Source organism: Methylobacterium oryzae (genome assembly GCF_021398735.1).
In the GTDB taxonomy this organism is placed as follows: Bacteria; Pseudomonadota; Alphaproteobacteria; order Rhizobiales; family Beijerinckiaceae; genus Methylobacterium.
Genome location: NZ_CP090349.1, coordinates 2,815,170 through 2,831,728 on the forward strand (window position 1 = coordinate 2,815,170; position 16,559 = coordinate 2,831,728).

Below are 16,559 nucleotides of genomic sequence, written 5' to 3' on the forward strand. Positions count from 1 at the left end.
CGCGCCTCTCCCACGCACGTCACGGATGTGCCCCGCGCCAGCGGCGCCCGTCCGGGGCGTCGGCGCGCTCAGGCGGCGCGCATCTCGACGAGGAAGCGCATCACCTCGGCGCGCAGGGCCTCGGCGCTGCGGCAGACGTCGCCGGCCGCGGCACCGACCTCCCCGGCCACGCGGTGCGTCGCCTCCGCCGCCGACGAGGCCGAGACCACGTTCGCGCTCACCGCGTCGGTCCCCCGGGCGGCCTCGTCGATGTTCTGAGAGATGTGCCCGGTGGCGAACCGCTGCTGCTCGACCGCCGCCGCGATCGCGCTGGCGATCGCGTTCATCGTGTCGACGGTCCTCCCGATCGAGTGGACCGCGCCGACCGCCTCCGTCGTCTCGCCCTGGATCGCCGCGATCTGCGCGGTGATCTCCTCCGTGGCCTTCGCGGTCTGCCCGGCCAAGCCCTTCACCTCGGCGGCGACCACCGCGAAGCCGCGCCCCGACTCGCCCGCCCGCGCCGCCTCGATCGTGGCGTTCAGCGCCAGGAGGTTGGTCTGCTCGGCGATCGCCGAGATGATCCGCACGACCTCCCCGATCCGCTCCGCCGCCCCGGCGAGGCCGCGGATCTGCCGGTCGGTCCGCTCCGCCTCGCTCACCGCCTGACCGGCGATCGCGGCCGACTTGGTGACCTGCCCGCCGATCTCGCCGATCGAGGCGGACAGCTCCTCGGTCGCCGCCGCCACCGTCTGCACGTTGGCGGCGGCCTGCTGCGCCGCCCCGGCGGCCGAGCCGGCCTGCCGCGACGCCTGCGCGGCGGTGTCGGCCATCGCCCGACAGGCCTCCCGCATGCCGGCCGCGGCGGTGTCGACCCGTGCCAGGAGCTGGCTCGCCTCGGTGTCGAAGCTGCGGGTCACCGCCTCCATCCACTGGGCCCGCTCCTGCCGACGCTCCTGCTCGGCGCGCTGCTCGGTCGACAGGGTCCGCGCCTCGATCATGCTGTCCCGGAACACGCCGGCGGCCTCGGCCATCTGGCCGATCTCGTCGCGCCGGCCGAGACCCGGGATGGCGACGTCCGTCGCGCCGCCGGCGAGGCGGCGCAGGGCGGCCGTGAAGGCGCTCAGGGGGCGGGTGATGCTGCGCGCCAGCAGGAACCCGACCAGCCCGATCCCGATCGCGAGGGGGATCAGCCAGAGCAGGGTGGTGACCATCCGCGCCCGGTCCAGGGCGTGGATGTCGTCCACGTACAGGGCCGAATTGATGACCCATTGCCAGGGCTCGTAGGCGAGCGAGTAGGCGACCTTCGGGGCGGGCTCGGTCTCGCCGAGGCGGGCCCAGCGGTACTCGGTGAAGCCGCCGCCCTCCCGGGCGTGCTGGATCATCGTCCAGACGAAGGTCTTCTTCATCGCCGCGTCGTCGCGGGACCGCGTGCCCTCGATCTTGGGATCGGGATGCACGACGTTGCGGCCGATGTTGCCCGGCTCCGAGCTGTAGACGAAGACGTAGTCGCCGCCGTTGTAGCGCATGGCCCGCAGCGCCTCCGCCGCGCGCCGCCGCGCCTCGTCGGCCGAGACGGCGCCGGCCTCCGCCTGCCGGGCGAACGCCGCCACGATGCCGTGCGCCGACTCGACCTGGGCGCGGATGGCGGCCTTGCGCCCCTCCATCATCACCGCGCCGACGGACGAGACCTGGACGCCCACGATCGATATGAATGCCAGAAGGATGCTACTGATAAGACAAAATATCTTTCTACCGATCGTCATATCAAATATTCCTAACTATAAATAAAGCTACACCGCGAAGCTCGCAGATCGAATCAACTGCCCTTCGGCGCCGCGCCCGCCGATCATCTGCCGAACATTGGAATAATTCCATTCCGGCCACACATGTGAGATATGCTTCATCGCGCTCCCGGCGGAGCGGTCGGCCGGGACGATCGACCTCGTCGCGGACGGTCTCGTGCCGCCGTCGCACGGCCCGCGGGCGCCGATCGGCGGGCCGGACGCGCCCACCGCGCTGCCGGAGCGGGCTAGGCAGGGACACGACGTTCGAGAGGTTCACGCCGCGCGACACGCGGCGGGTCAGCGAGCCGCCGGTCGTCCACGCCCGCCCGTCGGCCGCGCTCGACCGGCTGCTCCGGGCGGACTGCCGCCGGTCCGCTTCCGGGAGTCAGGGCGGGGGAGGCGGGTTGCGCGCAGGTCCCGGCGGTGAATCGTCGGACGCTGTCGCGCCCCGTGGAGCGCGCGGCGCGCGGCCCGACCGCGACATCGATTTCCGGCATCCCGGCCGAGAGGATGCCCGGGGCTGACCCGGATCGCGACGGTGCGGCCTCGAACCCGGAGGCTCCGAGCGCGGCGGGCTCAGGGATCGCGGTGCCGCTCGCGGGCGACGTGCGCGCGCCGCCGCGCCGTCAGCCTACCGCCTCGGCGCGGCGCGGGCGCTCGGCCCGGTCGCCGGCCACCCGCGCCGCCTCGACACCGCGCGCCGGAAGCGACGCGGCGGCGCGCGGTCCCGCGCGGAGCGCGTGACGCGCCGCGGTGACGTGAGGCGGCATCGACGGCGCGCCGCGTCGCGGTCCGACGCGACGCGCCGCTCCGGCGTCAGCGGAGAAGGTTCGGGGGCACCGGCGGGCTCGCGTTGAGCAGCGTGATCGTCACCCGCCGGTTCGGCGCGAGGTAGGGATTGTCCGGGAAAACCGGCTCCGTGTCGCCGCGTCCCGACACGGAGGAGAAGTTGTCGTTGGGAACCCCGGCACCCGACAGGACCTCGCGCACGGCGAGGGCACGCCCGGCGGAGAGGTTCCAGGGCTCGCCGGCCCGCGTCGAGCCCGGGCGCGCGACGGCCGTGTAGCCGGTGATCGACAGGCGGTTGGGCAGCCGCCGGATGGCGGGCGCGAGGGCCTCCAGCACGCGACGGGTGCGGTCGTAGGGCTCGACGGACCCCTCGCGGAACATGGCGCGGCCGTCCTGGTCCACGAGGGAGACGTTCACGCCCTCCTTGGTCTGCTCGATCACGATGTTCTTCGACAGTTCGGCGATGTCGGGCATCGTCTGGAGCGCCTGCCGGAGGCTGGCTATGGCGCTGAAATTGGCCTCCACGTTGGCGACCGGGCGGCTGGCATCGACGTCGCTGACGCGCCCCGGGCTGGTCGGGCGCGTGATCTCCTCCCGCTCGGCGGAGCCCCGCTCCGCGTCGCGGGGCGTGGACGGCTTGTTGCCGGACGTGTCGAGGGCGGTCCCGTACAGGATTCCGCCGGCGCCGCTGGTCGCAGGGCTCAGAGCCGCCGGCGAGAAGTACTCCGCCAGGCCGATCTTCTGCTCCTGCGTCGTCATGCTGATCAGCCACATCAGCAGGAAGAACGCCATCATGGCGGTCACGAAGTCCGCGTAGGCGATCTTCCAGGCCCCGCCGTGGTGGGCGTGGGCGGCCTTCTTGACCTTCTTGATGATGATCGTCGCCATGGACTCCCTCCCGGATGTCGGATCAGCTCTGGGCGGGCAGAGCGGCGGTCGCCGCTTCCACTTCGTTGAAGGTCGGGCGGACGTCGCTCATCAGGGACTTGCGGGCGAACTCGACCGCCATCACCGGCGGCTGGCCGGCGATGTGGGCGAGCAGCCCCGCCTTGAGCGAGAGATAGTACTTGGACTCGGCCTCGAAGAGGCTCTTGAGCGACTGCGCCATGGGCCCGAAGAAGCCGTAGGCCACGAAGACGCCGAAGAAGGTGCCGACGAGCGCGCCGCCGATCAGGTGTCCCAGCACCTCCGGCGGCTCCTTGATCGCCCCCATCGTCTTGATCACGCCGAGCACGGCGGCGACGATGCCGAGCGCCGGCGTCCCGTCGGCGAGCGACTGCATGGCCGAGACGACGCGCTCCTGCTCCTGATGGTGCGTCTCCAGCTCCTCATCCATGAGCGCGTCGATCTCGTGGACGTTGTTGGCGCCCAGCGTCACCATGCGCATGTAGTCGCAGACGAACTCGACCGCGTGGTGGTTCGCCGCGAAGGTCGGGAAGGCGTTGAACAGCGTCGACTCGCCCGGATCCTCGATGTGCGGCTCGAGCGCCATCGCACCCTTCTGCTTCGCGAGCTTGAACAACGAATACTGCATTCCCAGCAGTTCGACATAGGATTGCTGGTTGTACTTGGGGCCCTTGATCAGCGTGCCCAGCATGGCGGGCACGGCCTTGAGCACCGGCCCGGTGTTGCCGATGACGAAGGCGCCGATCGCCGCACCCAGGATGATGACGAACTCGAACGGCTGCCACAGGACCAGCAGATGGCCGCCCATCGCCGCGTAGCTGCCGAAGACGCAGGCGAAGACGATCACTGTGCCGACGATCAGCCGCATGATGTGCCATCCTTGCGCGGCGGCAGGTACAGCCCGCGCGACGCTACCAATGACCTGGGAAATCACTGATCTTGGTTAACGGCGCGTTTAGAGCCGCGGCGGGCGCGCCGGTCGACGGTCCGGGCCCCGCGGTGGACCGTGCCGTCTCTTTTGACGACGGTCCGGGCGTGATACCCCGTCGTCCCGTGCTTCCCGGCGGACTCGACGATGCGCCCCATCGCGCCCCCGCGGTGGGACCGGACGGGGCCGAGCGGGCACGCCACAGCCGGATTCCGAGCAGTCCGACGCCCGATGGGGCATCGCCGAGGTACAGCACGAGAGCGACAGCAAGTGATTGCCGCAACGGAAGAACCCGGAACTCTCAGTGGATGGCGCTTCTCCGTCGCCCCGATGATGGACTGGACGGACCGCCACTGCCGGGCGTTCCACCGGTCCCTCTCGGCGCGCGCCCGCCTCTACACCGAGATGGTGACGACCGGCGCGGTGCTGCACGGGCCGCGGGAGCGCCTGCTCGGCTTCGCGGAGATCGAGCACCCGGTGGCGGTCCAGCTCGGCGGCTCGGACCCGGCGGACCTGGCGCGGGCCGCCCGGATCGCCGCGGATCTCGGCTACGACGAGGTCAATCTCAACGTCGGCTGCCCCTCGGACCGGGTGCAGGAGGGCCGCTTCGGCGCCTGCCTGATGCGCGAGCCGGCCCTGGTCGGCGACTGCGTCGCCGCCATGAAGGCCGCGGTCTCCGTGCCGGTGACGGTGAAGTGCCGGATCGGCGTCGACGACCAGGACCCCGAGGCGGCGCTCGACACCCTGGCCGACGCCGTGGTGGCGGCGGGCGTCGACGGGCTGATCGTCCACGCCCGCAAGGCCTGGCTTCAGGGGCTCTCGCCCAAGGAGAACCGGGACGTGCCGCCCCTCGATTACGGCCGCGCCGCGCGGCTGAAGCGGCGGCTTCCCGGCCTGCCGATCGCGGTCAACGGCGGCCTGCGCGACCTGGATTCCGCGCGGGCGCGGCTCGCCGAGGTCGACGGCGTCATGGTCGGCCGCGCCGCCTACACCGAGCCGGCGCTCCTGCTCGGGGTCGATCCCGACCTGTTCGGCGTGCCGGCGCCGGCCCCCGACGCCTTCGCGGCGGTCGCGGCGTTCGAGCCCTACATCGCCGCGTGCCTCGCCCGGGGCGAGCGCCTCCACGCGGTCACCCGGCACATGCTCGGCCTGTTCAACGGCCGGCCGGGCGCGCGGGCCTTCCGGCGCCACCTCTCGACACACGGCATGCGCCCGGAGGCCGACCTCGCGACCCTGCGGGAGGCGGTGGCGCTGGTCTCCCGCGCCGCCCCCGAGGCCCACGCCGCCTGAGCGTCTTGCGCGGCGGCCCGGTCAGGGCCGGCGCAGGATCAGGCGGTCGCCCCGGACCTCGTAGCCGGAGAGCCGCGACAGGAAGGTCTGGCCGAGGAGGTTCGCCGAGAGCGCGCCCGGCTTGGCCACCATGGCGTTGACGCGCCGCTCGGTGATCGTCCCGACGCTGAGCGAGTCGAGCTGGGTCGGCGCCGCGTAGGTGATGCCGTTGGCGGTGGAGACGCGGGCGGTGAACTCGGCAGGCGCGGGCGTGAGCCCCAGCGCGGCGGCGTTCTCGGCGGTGAGCACGACGCTGCTCGCCCCGGTGTCGAACAGGAAGGGCTGCACCCGGCCGTTGACCGAGGCGTCGACCCGGAAATCGCCGTCCGCCCGCCTTGTGACGGTGACGGAACCGTCGCCGCTCGAGGTCGCGCTCCCCGGCCGGAGATCGCCGAGCACCCGGGCGCCGACATCCTGGATCCGGTCGCGGTAGCTGTAGCCGATCACCAGGGCGAGGCCGATCAGCGCCCAGGCCAGGAGCGCCTGCAGGTTCGCGCCGAGCCGGGCCGTGAACTGCCGCCAGAACCCGGCCACCACCAGGAGCAGGATCGTGCCGGTCCAGGCGAGGTTCGCCAACTGGTCGGGCTCGATCACGCCGCCGACGCTGTCGCTGCCGTCGCTGAGGACCAGGGCGACGAGAACCAGGGCGAGGGCCGCGAGGCCGAGATAGATCATGACGGCAGCGGCGCTTCCAGGGGGGTGAGGCCGGCGGCCCGCATCCGGGCGCCGAGCCCCGCCATCACGGCGCGGCGCCGGTCCTCCGACAGCGAGCCCCAGGCGGCGATCTCGTCGCGGGTCCGGCCGCAGCCGCAGCACAGGCCGGTCGCGGCGTCGAGGACGCAGACCTTGGTGCAGGGCGAGGAGGGTTTCGGCGCGGGCGGCATCGGTGATCCTTGGCCGGGGGATCGTGGCCGGGTCAAGACGCGGCGGCCTCCCTCAATCCGCCACGCCCGCCGTCGCCGCCACCAGGGCCAGCAGGGCGGCGATCTCCGCGACCTGCTGGCAGGCGCCGATGACGTCGCCGGTCTGGCCGCCGATCCTGGCGCGCGCCAGCCGGGTCAGGCCCAGGGCCGCGAGGCCGGCGCACAGGATCATCAGCGCGACGCCGCCGAGGGGCAGGCCGAGGGGCACGGCGCCGAGCGCCAGCACCGCGCCGAGGCCGAGCGCGGTGGCGAGACTCGCCCGGCCCGGGCGGCCGACCGAGGCGGAGAGGCCGCCCGGCCGCGCCGGCGCGAGCAGCACCATCGGGGCGAGGGCGGCGACCCGCGACAGGGCGGCCGCCAGGATCAGGCCGGCCACGGCCGCGTGGCCGATCCGGTCGAGGAGCGTCGCCAGGGCGCCGATCCGCAGGGCCAGCGCCAGGACCAGGGCGGCGCCGCCGTAGGCCCCGATCCGGCTGTCGCGCATGATCTCCAGGCGGCGCTCCCGCGTGGCGCCGCCGCCGAACCCGTCGGCGACGTCCGCGAGCCCGTCCTCGTGGAGGGCGCCGGTCGCCACCACGGCGACCGCCACCGCGAGGGTCGCGGCCAGGAACGGCCCGAGCCCGACGGCCCAGCCGGCCGCCAGCACCAGGGCGGCGGGCAGCGCCAGGATCAGGCCGGCCAGCGGCAGCATCCGCGGCAGGGTGGTGAAGTCGGGGCTCCGGTGCGGGTCCGGCTCGCCGGGCAGTTGCGGCACCGGCAGGCGGGAGTAGAAGCGCAGGCACCCGGCGAGGTCGTAGAGGGCGCCGCGCCCGGGCCAGTCGGCCTCCCCGCCGGTCTGCCTGTCCATCGCGGCCTCTCGCATCCGCCCGCCACCGCGCGCCGCTCCCGTATAGTCTCCCCGTCCGGAGGCGCCCACAGGAAATCATCGCCGCCATGACCGATTCGACGACCGCTCCCGAACCCGGCCCCTTCGACGACATCCGCAACCTGCTGAAGGCGATGCCGGGCCCCGACGCGGAGGCGAAGGAAGCCGTCGCGGCCCGGGACGCGACCCTGACGAAGCCCGCCGGTTCGCTGGGGCGCCTCGAGAGCCTCGTGACGTGGCTGGCGGCGTGGCAGGGCAAGGCGCCGCCGACCTTCGACCGGCCGCTGGTCTGCGTCTTCGCCGGCAGCCACGGGGTCACGCGCCGCGGCGTCTCGGCCTTCCCGGACGCGGTCAACCGCCAGATGCTCGACAACTTCGCCGCCGGGGGCGGGGCGATCAACCAGATCTGCGCGGCCTACGGCCTCGGCTTCAAGGTGTTCGACCTCGCCCTCGACATGCCCACCGGCGACATCGCGGAGGGGCCGGCCCTCGACGAGCGCGCCACGGTCGCCACCATGGCGTTCGGCATGGAGGCGGTGGCCGCCGGCACCGACTGCCTCGGCATCGGCGAGATGGGCATCGGCAACACCACGGTGGCGGCCGCCCTCTACGCCGCCCTGTTCGGCGGCGATCCCGCCCACTGGGTCGGGCGCGGCACGGGCGTCGACCGGGACGGCCTGTCCCGGAAGGTCGCGGCCGTGGAGGCGGCGCTCGCGCACCATGCCGGCCACCTCGACGACCCGCTCCAGGTCCTGGCGCGCCTCGGCGGCCGGGAGATCGCCGCCATGGCGGGGGCGATCCTGGCCGCGCGGCTGCAGCGCATCCCGGTGGTGATCGACGGCTACGTGGCGACCGCCGCCGCGGCCGTGCTGCACGCCGCCGACCCAAATGCCCTCGATCACTGCCTCGCCGGCCACGTCTCGGCGGAGGGCGCCCACGCGGAGGTTCTGGAGCGGCTCGGGCTGGTGCCGCTGCTGGCGCTCGGCATGCGCCTCGGCGAGGCCTCGGGCGCCGGCATGGCGATGGGCCTGCTGAAGGGCGCGCTCGCCTGCCACACCGGCATGGCGACCTTCGCGCAGGCCGGCGTGTCGGGGAAGGGCGCGGGCTGAAGACGCGCGGGCACCTGCGCCCTCGCGTCTTTGCGAGCGGAGCGAAGCAATCCAGCGGCGCCACGCCCATCAGCGGCCCGCTGCCCTGGGTTGCTTCGCTGCGCTCGCAAAGACGAACCTTCCTCGGGAGCGCCCGGACTCAGGCGGTCTTCTCGATGTTCCAGAAGAACTGCACCGGGGCCATGACCATGCCCTTGAGCTTCGCGCTGACCGCCATCGGCTGCTGCACGAGGCCTGCCGGGGCGTAGGGCACGACCGCGAAGGCCCGCTCCTCGATGCGTGCGGCGAGCGCCTTCTGCTGCGCCTCGTCGCTGGTGGCGATCCACTCGCTGCGCAGGCCCTCCAGGGTCGGGTCGTCCGGCCAGCCGAACCACGCCGCCTGACCGTTGGCGCGGATCAGTGGGTGGAGCGCCGGGTTCAGCACGTCGGCCCCCGACCAGAGGGTGTGGAACAGCGACCAGCCGCCGGCATCGACCGGCCCGCGGTTGCCGCGGCGGGCGATGAAGCTGCCCCAGTCGGTCGAGACCAGATCGACGTTCATGCCGAGCTGCTTGAGCAGGTCCTGGGTCACCAGCGACTGGTTGTAGGCGATCGGCTGGTCGGCCGGGGCCAGCAGCACCACGCGCTCGCCCTTGTAGCCGGCCTTGGCCAGCATCGCCTTGGCCTTGGCGAGGTCCGCCTGCATGGCCGCGGCCCCGCCGGCCCCGGTCGACATCGGCGAGCCCGGCGTGAAGAAGGTCTTGGCCTCCCGGTAGTATTCGGGGCTGCCGACCACCGCCTGCATGTAGTCGTCCTGCTTCATGGCCATCATCACGGCCCGGCGGATCTCGGGATTGTTGAACGGCGGCTGCGTGTGGTTGAACCGCATCAGCAGGATCAGCCCGAGCGGCACGTTGCGGATCTCGATCCCCGGCTTGCCCTTGAGGACGGGGATCAGGTCGATCGCCGGCTGCTCGTACCAGTCGACCGCGCCCTGGATCATCGCGCCCACCGCCGCCGAGGCCTCGGTGATGGCGAGCCACTCGATCCGGTCGACCTTGGCGACCTTGCCGCCGGCCGCCCAGGAGGGCGCTTCCTCGCGGGGGCGGTAGCCGGCGTGCCGGGTGTAGATCGCGTTCTGGCCGGGGATCCATTCCCGCGCCTCGAAGCGCCACGGCCCGGAGCCCGTGGCGTCGGCGATCGGCTTGGACGCGTCCTGGAGGGCGACGCGCTCCGGCATGATGAAGGGCACGTTCGAGGACAGCTTGCCGAGCGCCGCCGGGAGCAGGGGGAACGGCTTCTTCAGCGCGACCGTGAAGGTCCGCGCGTCCTCCTGGCCGTACCCCTCCACGAAGCCCGCCAGGGTCTGGCCGAACGCGTCCCGCTTGGACCAGCGCGCGATGGACGCGATGCAGTCCTTGGCCTCGACGGGGGAGCCGTCGTGGAACGTGAGGCCGTCGCGGAGATGGAAGGTCCAGCGCAGGCCGTCGGGCGCGGTCTGCCACTCGCTCACCATCTGCGGCTGGATGCGGAAATTCTCGTCGGTGGCGAACAGCGTGTCGTAGACGAGATAGCCGTGATTGCGGATGACGTAGCTCGTGGCGACGATCGGATCGAGGGACGGCAGGGGCGTCGACGGGATGAATCGCAGCACGCTGCCGCCGCCGGGCTGGGCCCGGACCAGGTGCGGGAGGCCGAGGCCGGCGGCCGCGCCGGCGGTTCCGGCCAGAATCTGGCGACGGGAGAGCGTCATCGCGGGCACCCTTGTCCTGATCGAGCCCGTTGCCCGATTGATTTTATACAATTTCAACACCGGAGCTCCGCCGTCAAGGGTCCTGCGGGGCATCCGGGATCGACCGGGAGCGAGACGATGAAGAACCGGACCATCGCGAGCTCGATCGGGACCGAGATCCGGCGGCGCATCCTCGACGGCCGCTATCCGGCCGGCTCGCAGCTCCGCCAGGATGGCCTCGCGGCGGAGTTCGGCGCCAGCCGGATCCCGGTGCGGGAGGCCCTGTTTCAGCTGGAGGCCGAGGGCCTCGTGCGGATCCTGCCGCATCGCGGGGCCATGGTGGCGCCACTCTCGGCTGCCGACGCCGCCGAGGCCCTCGAGCTCCGGGGCGCCCTCGAGCCGCGCCTCCTGGCCCTCTCGGCGCCCCGCCTGACCGCCGACGACTACGCCCGGGCCGACACCCTCTTGGAGGAGTACGCCGCGGCCCTGCGGGCGGGCGCGACGGCGCGCTGGGGCGCCCTCAACACGGAGCTGCACCTCCTCCTCTACGGCCGGGCGGATCGTCCCCGCGCCCTCGGACTGGTCGGCTCCCTGCTGGCCGAGTGCGACCGCTACACCCGCCTCCAGCTCTCCACCGACAGCGCCGAGCTGGAGCGGGCCGACCGCGAGCACCGCGAGATCGTCCGGCTCTGCCGGAACGGCCACGTCTCGGCCGCCTGCGCCCTCCTGACCGACCATATCGACCACGTCGCCGCCGCGCTGATGGCCTTCCTCGGCGCCGCGCCGGTCCCGGCCCGCGCGACAGAGATTGTATAAAATCCTTGCCAGACTCGCGCGGCGCTGCCATGGAGAGGCGTGCCGCCCCGCGAGGCCCGCGGGGCCGGCCGGGACGATCCCACCTCCCAGCAGGCGAGCCGGCGATGGCCTTCGATCGACACATCTTCTCCGGCACGATCCCGGCCCTGATGACGCCCTGCCGGCCGGACCGGACGCCCGACCTCGACGCCCTGGCGCGCAAGGGGCGGGAGCTCGTCGGTGCCGGCATGTCGGCGGTCGTCTACTGCGGCTCGATGGGCGACTGGCCGCTACTCACCGACGAGGAGCGGATGGCGGGCGTCGAGCGGCTGCTCGCCGCCGGCGTCCCGGTGATCGTCGGGACCGGCGCGCAGAACCCGAAGCGGGCGGCGGCGCTCGCGGCGCACGCCAAGGCGGCCGGCGCCCACGGCCTGATGATCATCCCGCGGGTCCTGTCGCGCGGCAGTTCGGCCGCGGCCCAGGAGGCGCATTTCGGCGGCATCCTGGAGGCGGCCGTCGACCTGCCGTCGGTGATCTACAACAGCCCCTATTACGGGTTCGAGACCCGGGCGGACCTGTTCTTCCGCCTGCGCGCCCGCCACCCGCACCTCGTCGGCTTCAAGGAATTCGGCGGCGCGGCCTCGCTCACCTACGCGGCCGAGCACATCACCGGCCAGTCCCCCGACATCACCCTGATGGTCGGGGTGGATACCCAGGTGGTGCACGGCTACGTCAATTGCGGCGCCCGGGGCGCCATCACGGGCATCGGCAACGTCCTGCCGCGGGAGGTGCTCCACCTCGTCGCCCTGTGCGAGAAGGCCGCCGCGGGCGACGTCCGGGCCCGGCGCCGGGCCGAGGAACTCGACGCCGCGCTGGCGATCCTGTCGAGCTTCGACGAGGGGACCGACCTCGTCCTCTACTACAAGCACCTGATGGTGCTGGAGGGGAACCCGGAATACGCGCTGCACTTCAACGCCACCGACGCGCTCAGCGCCGGTCAGCGCCACTACGCGGAGACGCAGCTGCGCCTGTTCAAGGCGTGGTACGCGCAGTGGTCGGAAGCCGGCGCCGGGGCCTGATCCCCGGCCGCGCCGCCGAACGCAGGGCAGCCCGCCTTTGCGCGGGACCGCCCGTCGGCGCTATGGCGGGGGCGAGATCGGCCACACCCGCGAACCGTCCATGAAGATCACCCAAGCCTTCACCTTCGAGGCGGCCCACCGGCTGCCGAACGTGCCCGAGACCCACCGCTGCCACCGGATGCACGGGCATTCCTACCGGGTCGAGCTGACGGTCGCCGGCCCGGTCGATCCCCACACCGGCTGGGTGATCGACTTCTACGACATCGAGTCGATCTTCGGGCCGCTGCTCGCCCGGCTCGACCACCACTGCCTCAACGAGATCGAGGGGCTGGAGAACCCGACCGCCGAGAACATCGCGGCCTGGATCTGGCAGCGCCTCCGGCCGGACCTGCCGGGCCTCGCGCTCGTGCGGGTCGCCGAGACCCCGATGTCCTGGGCCGAGTACGATGGCGAGTGACGCCGCCATCCCGGGGGACCGCGCCGCGCTGGTGCTGTTCTCCGGGGGCCAGGATTCGGCCACCTGCCTGGCCTGGGCGCTCGACCAATTCGACCACGTCGAGACCCTCGGCTTCGACTACGGCCAGCGCCACCGGGTCGAGCTCGACCGCCGCGCGGCCCTGCGGGCGGGCACGACCGCCCTCGATCCCGCCTGGGCGGCCCGCCTCGGCGAGGACCACACGCTCGCCCTCGACGCCCTCGGGCAGGTCTCCGAGACGGCGCTGACCCGGGAGGCCGCGATCGGCTACGAGGCGTCGGGCCTGCCCAACACCTTCGTGCCCGGCCGCAACCTCGTGTTCCTGACCTTCGCGGCGGCGCTCGCCTACCGGCGCGGGCTCCGGCACGTGGTCGGCGGCATGTGCGAGACCGACTATTCCGGCTACCCGGATTGCCGCGACGACACGATCAAGGCCCTGCAGGTGGCGCTCAATCTCGGCATGGAGCGGCGCTTCGTGCTGCACACGCCGCTGATGTGGCTCGACAAGGCGCAGACCTGGGAGCTGGCCGAGAGCCTCGGCGGGCGGGCGCTGGTCGACCTGATCGTCGAGGAGAGCCACACCTGCTACCTCGGCGAGCGCGGGCAGCGGCATCCCTGGGGCTACGGCTGCGGCACCTGCCCGGCCTGCCGGCTGCGGGCGGACGGCTACGCCCGGTTCACTGCGGCCTGAGGCCGTCGACCAGCACCGCCAGCGTCCCCCGGAAGGCGTCGGGGCTCGCGAACAGGCGCTCCATCAGGAGCGCCCCCTCCAGGGTGGCGACGACGTAGCGGGCGAGCGCCGCCGGATCCGCGCCGCCGCGCACGCTGCCATCCACCTGGCCCGCGCGCAGGATGCCTTCCAGCCACGCGAGATGGTCCGCGAAGAAGGCCGCGACGTCCCGGCGCAGGCGCTCGGGCAGGGCCTCGCCCTCGATGGCCAGCGCCGCGCAGAGGCAGCCGAGCCCCTGCTCGACGCCGCCGAGATAGAGCCGCCCGTAGGCCTCGACCCGGCCCGGCCCGTCCGGCACGTCCCGGCGGATCGCCTCCAGGGCCGCGGCGTAGCGCGCCGCGTAGGCCGCCACCAGGGCGGCGCCGAGATCGACCTTGGTGGGGAAGTGGTGGTGGATGCTCGCCTTGCGGATGCCCACCGCCGCCGCGAGGTCGGCGTAGCTGAAGCCGGCGAAGCCGCGGCCCCGCACCAGGGTCTCGGCCTGCATCAGCAACTCGGCGCGGGTATCCCTCATCGCGGCGAACGTCGCTCCAAAACTCACCCCCGTCATCGCACGAAGTCACGCGAACGTGCGGCCGCGGCGGGGACCGGCTCCCGGCGACCCCTTGACGGACGATCAATCTACCTACTTAATGGTAGACAATCAAGAACGGGCAAGATCGGGAGGTTTCGGCATGACGGCACGCGCCGTCCATCCGCGGGTGCAGACCGCCGGGCCGACGCGACGGCACGCCCTCTTCGCGGGGCTCTGCCTGTGCTGCCTGCCGACGCTGGGCCGCGCCGCCGAGAGCTTCACGATGGAGGAGGTCGGGCCGGGCCTGTACGTGCGCAAGGGCCTGATCGCCGACGCCACCCCCGACAACGCCGACGCCATCGCCAATATCGGCTTCCTCGTCGGCAGGACCGGCGTGGTGGTGACCGAGTCCGGCGGCAGCCTCGCCGACGGCCAGTGGCTGCGCGCCGAGATCGCCAAGCGCACGGACAAGCCGATCACTCACGTGGTTCTGACCCACGTCCACCCGGACCACGTCTTCGGGGCGGGGGCCTTCGTCCAGGACAAGCCGGTCTTCATCGGCCACGCCAAGCTCACCGAGGCCCTGGCGGCCCGGGGCGAGTTCTACCGCAAGCGGCTGATCGACCTGCTCGGCGAGGACCGGACCGGGCCTGTGGTCTACCCGACCATGACCGTCGCCGACACGGCCGAGATCGACCTCGGCGACCGCCGCCTGACCTTCACGGCGCACGGTCCGGCGCACACCACCTCGGACCTGTCGATGATCGATTCCGGCAGCGGCCTGCTGTTCCCCGCCGACCTGCTGTTCGTGAACCGGATCCCCTCCCTCGACGGCAGCCTCAAGGGCTGGCTCGCCGAGATCGAGCGGCTGAAGGCCATGGGTCCCGCCCGGGCCGTCCCGGGCCACGGCCCCGTCGCGGTCGACCTCGCCCCGGCGCTCGCCGACCTCTCCGGCTACCTGGCCGCCCTGCGCGACGGCACCCGGGCGGCGATCGCCAAGGACGTGCCCATCGAGAAGGCCGTGACCAGCGTCGCGGCGGACCAGCGCGACAAGTGGGCCCTGTTCGACACCTACAACGGCCGCAACGTCACCGTGGCCTACCAGGAACTCGAGTGGGAATAGGTTTCAGAATCCCCATATCCAAGCCAATCGGGAGGCACGCCATGACGCACAGGATCGGACAGACCTTCATCGGACAGACCTTCTCCAGCCTCGCCCTCGGCCTCGTCCTGGCGACGACGGCGCTGTCGGGACCGCTCGCCGGCGCCGCGCGGGCGGCCGGCGCCTCCGACACCGATCAGGAGCGGGCGGCCCGCTGGCAGGAGATCGCCAAGTCGATCTTCGGCGACCGCCAGATCGCCCCGACCGACAGCCTCGTGAAGATCGAGGCGCCCGCCCGGGCGCTCGACGCCGCCCTGGTTCCGATCACCCTGACCATGCCCAAGGACGGGCAGATCAAGGCGGTCTCGCTGATCATCGACGACAACCCGGCGCCCTACGCGGCCAAGTTCGAGTTCGGGCCGGCCGCCGACCCGGCCGAGCTGAAGCTGCGCGTGCGGGTCAACAACTACACCGACATGCACGCCGTGGTGGAGACCACGGACGGCAAGCTCTACGAGGCCAAGCAGTTCGTGAAGGCCTCCGGCGGCTGCTCGGCCCCGATGGGGATGAGCGACGAGGAGGCCATGAAGGGCATGGGCGACATGCGCATGAAGTTCGCCGAGACGGCGGCCGGCAAGCCCGTGGAGGCGACGCTGATGATCCGCCACCCGAACTTCTCCGGCATGCAGATGAACCAGGTGACCCGCGACTACACGCCGGCGCGCTACATCGACAAGCTCACCGTCTCGGCGGGCGACCGGAAGGTCTTCACCATGACGGGCGACATCTCGATCGCGTCGAACCCGGTGATCAACTTCGCGTTCAAGCCGGACGGCAAGCCGATCCAGGTGGCGGCCTCCGACAACCAGGGCGGCCAGTGGCAGCACAGCTTCACCGCGCCGAGCCCGACGAACTGACCATGCGGCGCCTCCTCCTGACCGGCCGGGCCGCGGCGGCCTGCGCCGCGCTCCTCTGCCTCGCCGCGGCGCCGGCCGATTCGCCGGTGAACGTGCCCGAGCCGGAGGGGCTCTACGCCGGCCCTCCGAAGGGCTACACGCCGCAGACCCTCAAGGGCGCCGCGGTGGTCGACGCCGACGCCGTCGCCGCCCTGATCGCCGGCCCCGACAAGCCGGTGCTGCTCGACGTGGCGGCGCCGGACCGCAAGCCGTCGAACTTCCCGGAGGGCCGCCTCTGGCTGCCGGTGCATCCGTCGATCCCCGGCGCCGTCTGGATGCCGGAGGCCGGCGCCGAGCCCCTGGCGCCGGCGCGCGAGGCGCTCTTCTACGCCCGCGTCGCGGCGCTGACCGGGGGCGACAAGGCGAAGCCCGTCGTGGTGTTCTGCCACGTCGAGTGCTGGGGCAGCTGGAACGCCGCCAAGCGGCTGGTGCTGAAGGGCTATACCGGCGTGCGCTGGTTCCCCGAGGGCGTCGAGGGCTGGCAGGAGATGCACGAGACCGCGAACCTGACGGTCGATCCGGACTGGAAGGCGGGCGCCGAGCCGCAGGCGGGGCGCTGACCCGCATCGCCGGGCATTGTAAGAG

17 protein-coding genes are annotated in these 16,559 nt (G+C 72.7%); 9 read left to right on the forward strand and 8 right to left on the reverse strand.

Translation table 11 applies throughout. The annotated features are described in order from the left end of the window. Window positions 1-68: 68 nt before the first annotated feature. The 3 genes from LXM90_RS13525 to motA all read right to left on the reverse strand — a co-directional run bounded on the left by LXM90_RS13525 (window position 69) and on the right by motA (window position 4,326). On the reverse strand, window positions 69-1,679 hold the full coding sequence (locus tag LXM90_RS13525; protein WP_234082880.1) for a methyl-accepting chemotaxis protein: 1,611 nt from the start codon (window positions 1,677-1,679) through the stop codon (window positions 69-71). A gap of 900 nt (window positions 1,680-2,579) precedes the next feature. Then, on the reverse strand, window positions 2,580-3,440 hold the full coding sequence (locus tag LXM90_RS13530) for a flagellar motor protein MotB (RefSeq protein ID WP_020092313.1): 861 nt from the start codon (window positions 3,438-3,440) through the stop codon (window positions 2,580-2,582). A gap of 22 nt (window positions 3,441-3,462) precedes the next feature. Further along, window positions 3,463-4,326: a flagellar motor stator protein MotA gene (motA, locus tag LXM90_RS13535; protein ID WP_020092314.1), complete on the reverse strand. Its 864-nt coding sequence runs from the start codon at window positions 4,324-4,326 to the stop codon at window positions 3,463-3,465. A 291-nt stretch (window positions 4,327-4,617) separates the two neighbouring features. On the opposite strand from motA, the gene dusA reads away from it, so the two are divergent. Further along, the gene (gene dusA / locus LXM90_RS13540; protein ID WP_081636460.1) at window positions 4,618-5,676 is read left to right on the forward strand and encodes a tRNA dihydrouridine(20/20a) synthase DusA; all 1,059 of its coding nucleotides are present in this window, start codon (window positions 4,618-4,620) and stop codon (window positions 5,674-5,676) included. Between the two features lie 21 nt (window positions 5,677-5,697). Here dusA and LXM90_RS13545 read toward each other — a convergent pair whose 3' ends face one another. The 3 genes from LXM90_RS13545 to cobS are packed head-to-tail and all read right to left on the reverse strand — an operon-like array spanning window position 5,698 to window position 7,485. After that, entirely contained in the window at window positions 5,698-6,390 is a 693-nt protein-coding gene (locus tag LXM90_RS13545) for a retropepsin-like aspartic protease family protein (RefSeq protein WP_020092316.1), read from the reverse strand. Then, on the reverse strand, window positions 6,387-6,599 hold the full coding sequence (locus LXM90_RS13550; protein WP_020092317.1) for a DUF1289 domain-containing protein: 213 nt from the start codon (window positions 6,597-6,599) through the stop codon (window positions 6,387-6,389). Before LXM90_RS13550 ends, LXM90_RS13545 begins: the two co-directional genes overlap by 4 nt. Before the next feature lie 52 nt (window positions 6,600-6,651). Next, window positions 6,652-7,485: an adenosylcobinamide-GDP ribazoletransferase gene (cobS, locus tag LXM90_RS13555; RefSeq protein ID WP_234082881.1), complete on the reverse strand. Its 834-nt coding sequence runs from the start codon at window positions 7,483-7,485 to the stop codon at window positions 6,652-6,654. 86 nt (window positions 7,486-7,571) lie between these two features. Here cobS and cobT point away from each other — a divergent pair, with 86 nt between their 5' ends. After that, the gene (cobT, locus tag LXM90_RS13560; RefSeq protein ID WP_020092319.1) at window positions 7,572-8,612 is read left to right on the forward strand and encodes a nicotinate-nucleotide--dimethylbenzimidazole phosphoribosyltransferase; all 1,041 of its coding nucleotides are present in this window, start codon (window positions 7,572-7,574) and stop codon (window positions 8,610-8,612) included. Window positions 8,613-8,751: 139 nt separating this feature from the next. Here the strand turns inward: cobT and LXM90_RS13565 are convergent, their stop codons facing one another. After that, window positions 8,752-10,344 carry an ABC transporter substrate-binding protein gene (locus LXM90_RS13565; RefSeq protein WP_020092320.1) on the reverse strand — a complete coding sequence of 531 codons (1,593 nt, stop codon included), beginning with the start codon at window positions 10,342-10,344 and terminating at the stop codon, window positions 8,752-8,754. Window positions 10,345-10,461: 117 nt separating this feature from the next. On the opposite strand from LXM90_RS13565, the gene LXM90_RS13570 reads away from it, so the two are divergent. The 4 genes from LXM90_RS13570 (at window position 10,462) to queC (ending at window position 13,363) form a co-directional block, all read left to right on the forward strand. Continuing rightward, window positions 10,462-11,139 (forward strand): GntR family transcriptional regulator, encoded by a 678-nt coding sequence (locus LXM90_RS13570; RefSeq protein WP_020092321.1) that lies wholly within the window; start codon window positions 10,462-10,464, stop codon window positions 11,137-11,139. 104 nt (window positions 11,140-11,243) lie between these two features. Next, window positions 11,244-12,197, forward strand: coding sequence for a dihydrodipicolinate synthase family protein (locus LXM90_RS13575; RefSeq protein ID WP_020092322.1), 954 nt, complete (start codon window positions 11,244-11,246; stop codon window positions 12,195-12,197). A gap of 100 nt (window positions 12,198-12,297) precedes the next feature. After that, window positions 12,298-12,654 (forward strand): 6-carboxytetrahydropterin synthase QueD, encoded by a 357-nt coding sequence (queD, locus tag LXM90_RS13580; protein WP_020092323.1) that lies wholly within the window; start codon window positions 12,298-12,300, stop codon window positions 12,652-12,654. Next, window positions 12,644-13,363 (forward strand): 7-cyano-7-deazaguanine synthase QueC, encoded by a 720-nt coding sequence (queC, locus tag LXM90_RS13585; RefSeq protein WP_020092324.1) that lies wholly within the window; start codon window positions 12,644-12,646, stop codon window positions 13,361-13,363. Before queD ends, queC begins: the two co-directional genes overlap by 11 nt. On the opposite strand, the gene LXM90_RS13590 is transcribed toward queC, so the two are convergent. Next, a complete protein-coding gene (locus tag LXM90_RS13590) occupies window positions 13,350-13,916 on the reverse strand; it encodes a TetR/AcrR family transcriptional regulator (protein ID WP_026604793.1) in 567 nt (188 codons plus the stop codon). The two genes, queC and LXM90_RS13590, sit on opposite strands and share 14 nt — an antisense overlap. A gap of 160 nt (window positions 13,917-14,076) precedes the next feature. Here LXM90_RS13590 and LXM90_RS13595 point away from each other — a divergent pair, with 160 nt between their 5' ends. The 3 genes from LXM90_RS13595 to LXM90_RS13605 are packed head-to-tail and all read left to right on the forward strand — an operon-like array spanning window position 14,077 to window position 16,534. Then, complete coding sequence (locus LXM90_RS13595; protein WP_020092326.1) at window positions 14,077-15,039, forward strand: quinoprotein relay system zinc metallohydrolase 2; 963 nt, start codon at window positions 14,077-14,079, stop codon at window positions 15,037-15,039. Between the two features lie 41 nt (window positions 15,040-15,080). After that, entirely contained in the window at window positions 15,081-15,935 is an 855-nt protein-coding gene (locus LXM90_RS13600) for a quinoprotein dehydrogenase-associated SoxYZ-like carrier (protein WP_020092327.1), read from the forward strand. Between the two features lie 2 nt (window positions 15,936-15,937). After that, the gene (locus LXM90_RS13605; protein ID WP_020092328.1) at window positions 15,938-16,534 is read left to right on the forward strand and encodes a rhodanese-like domain-containing protein; all 597 of its coding nucleotides are present in this window, start codon (window positions 15,938-15,940) and stop codon (window positions 16,532-16,534) included. Window positions 16,535-16,559 lie beyond the last annotated feature (25 nt).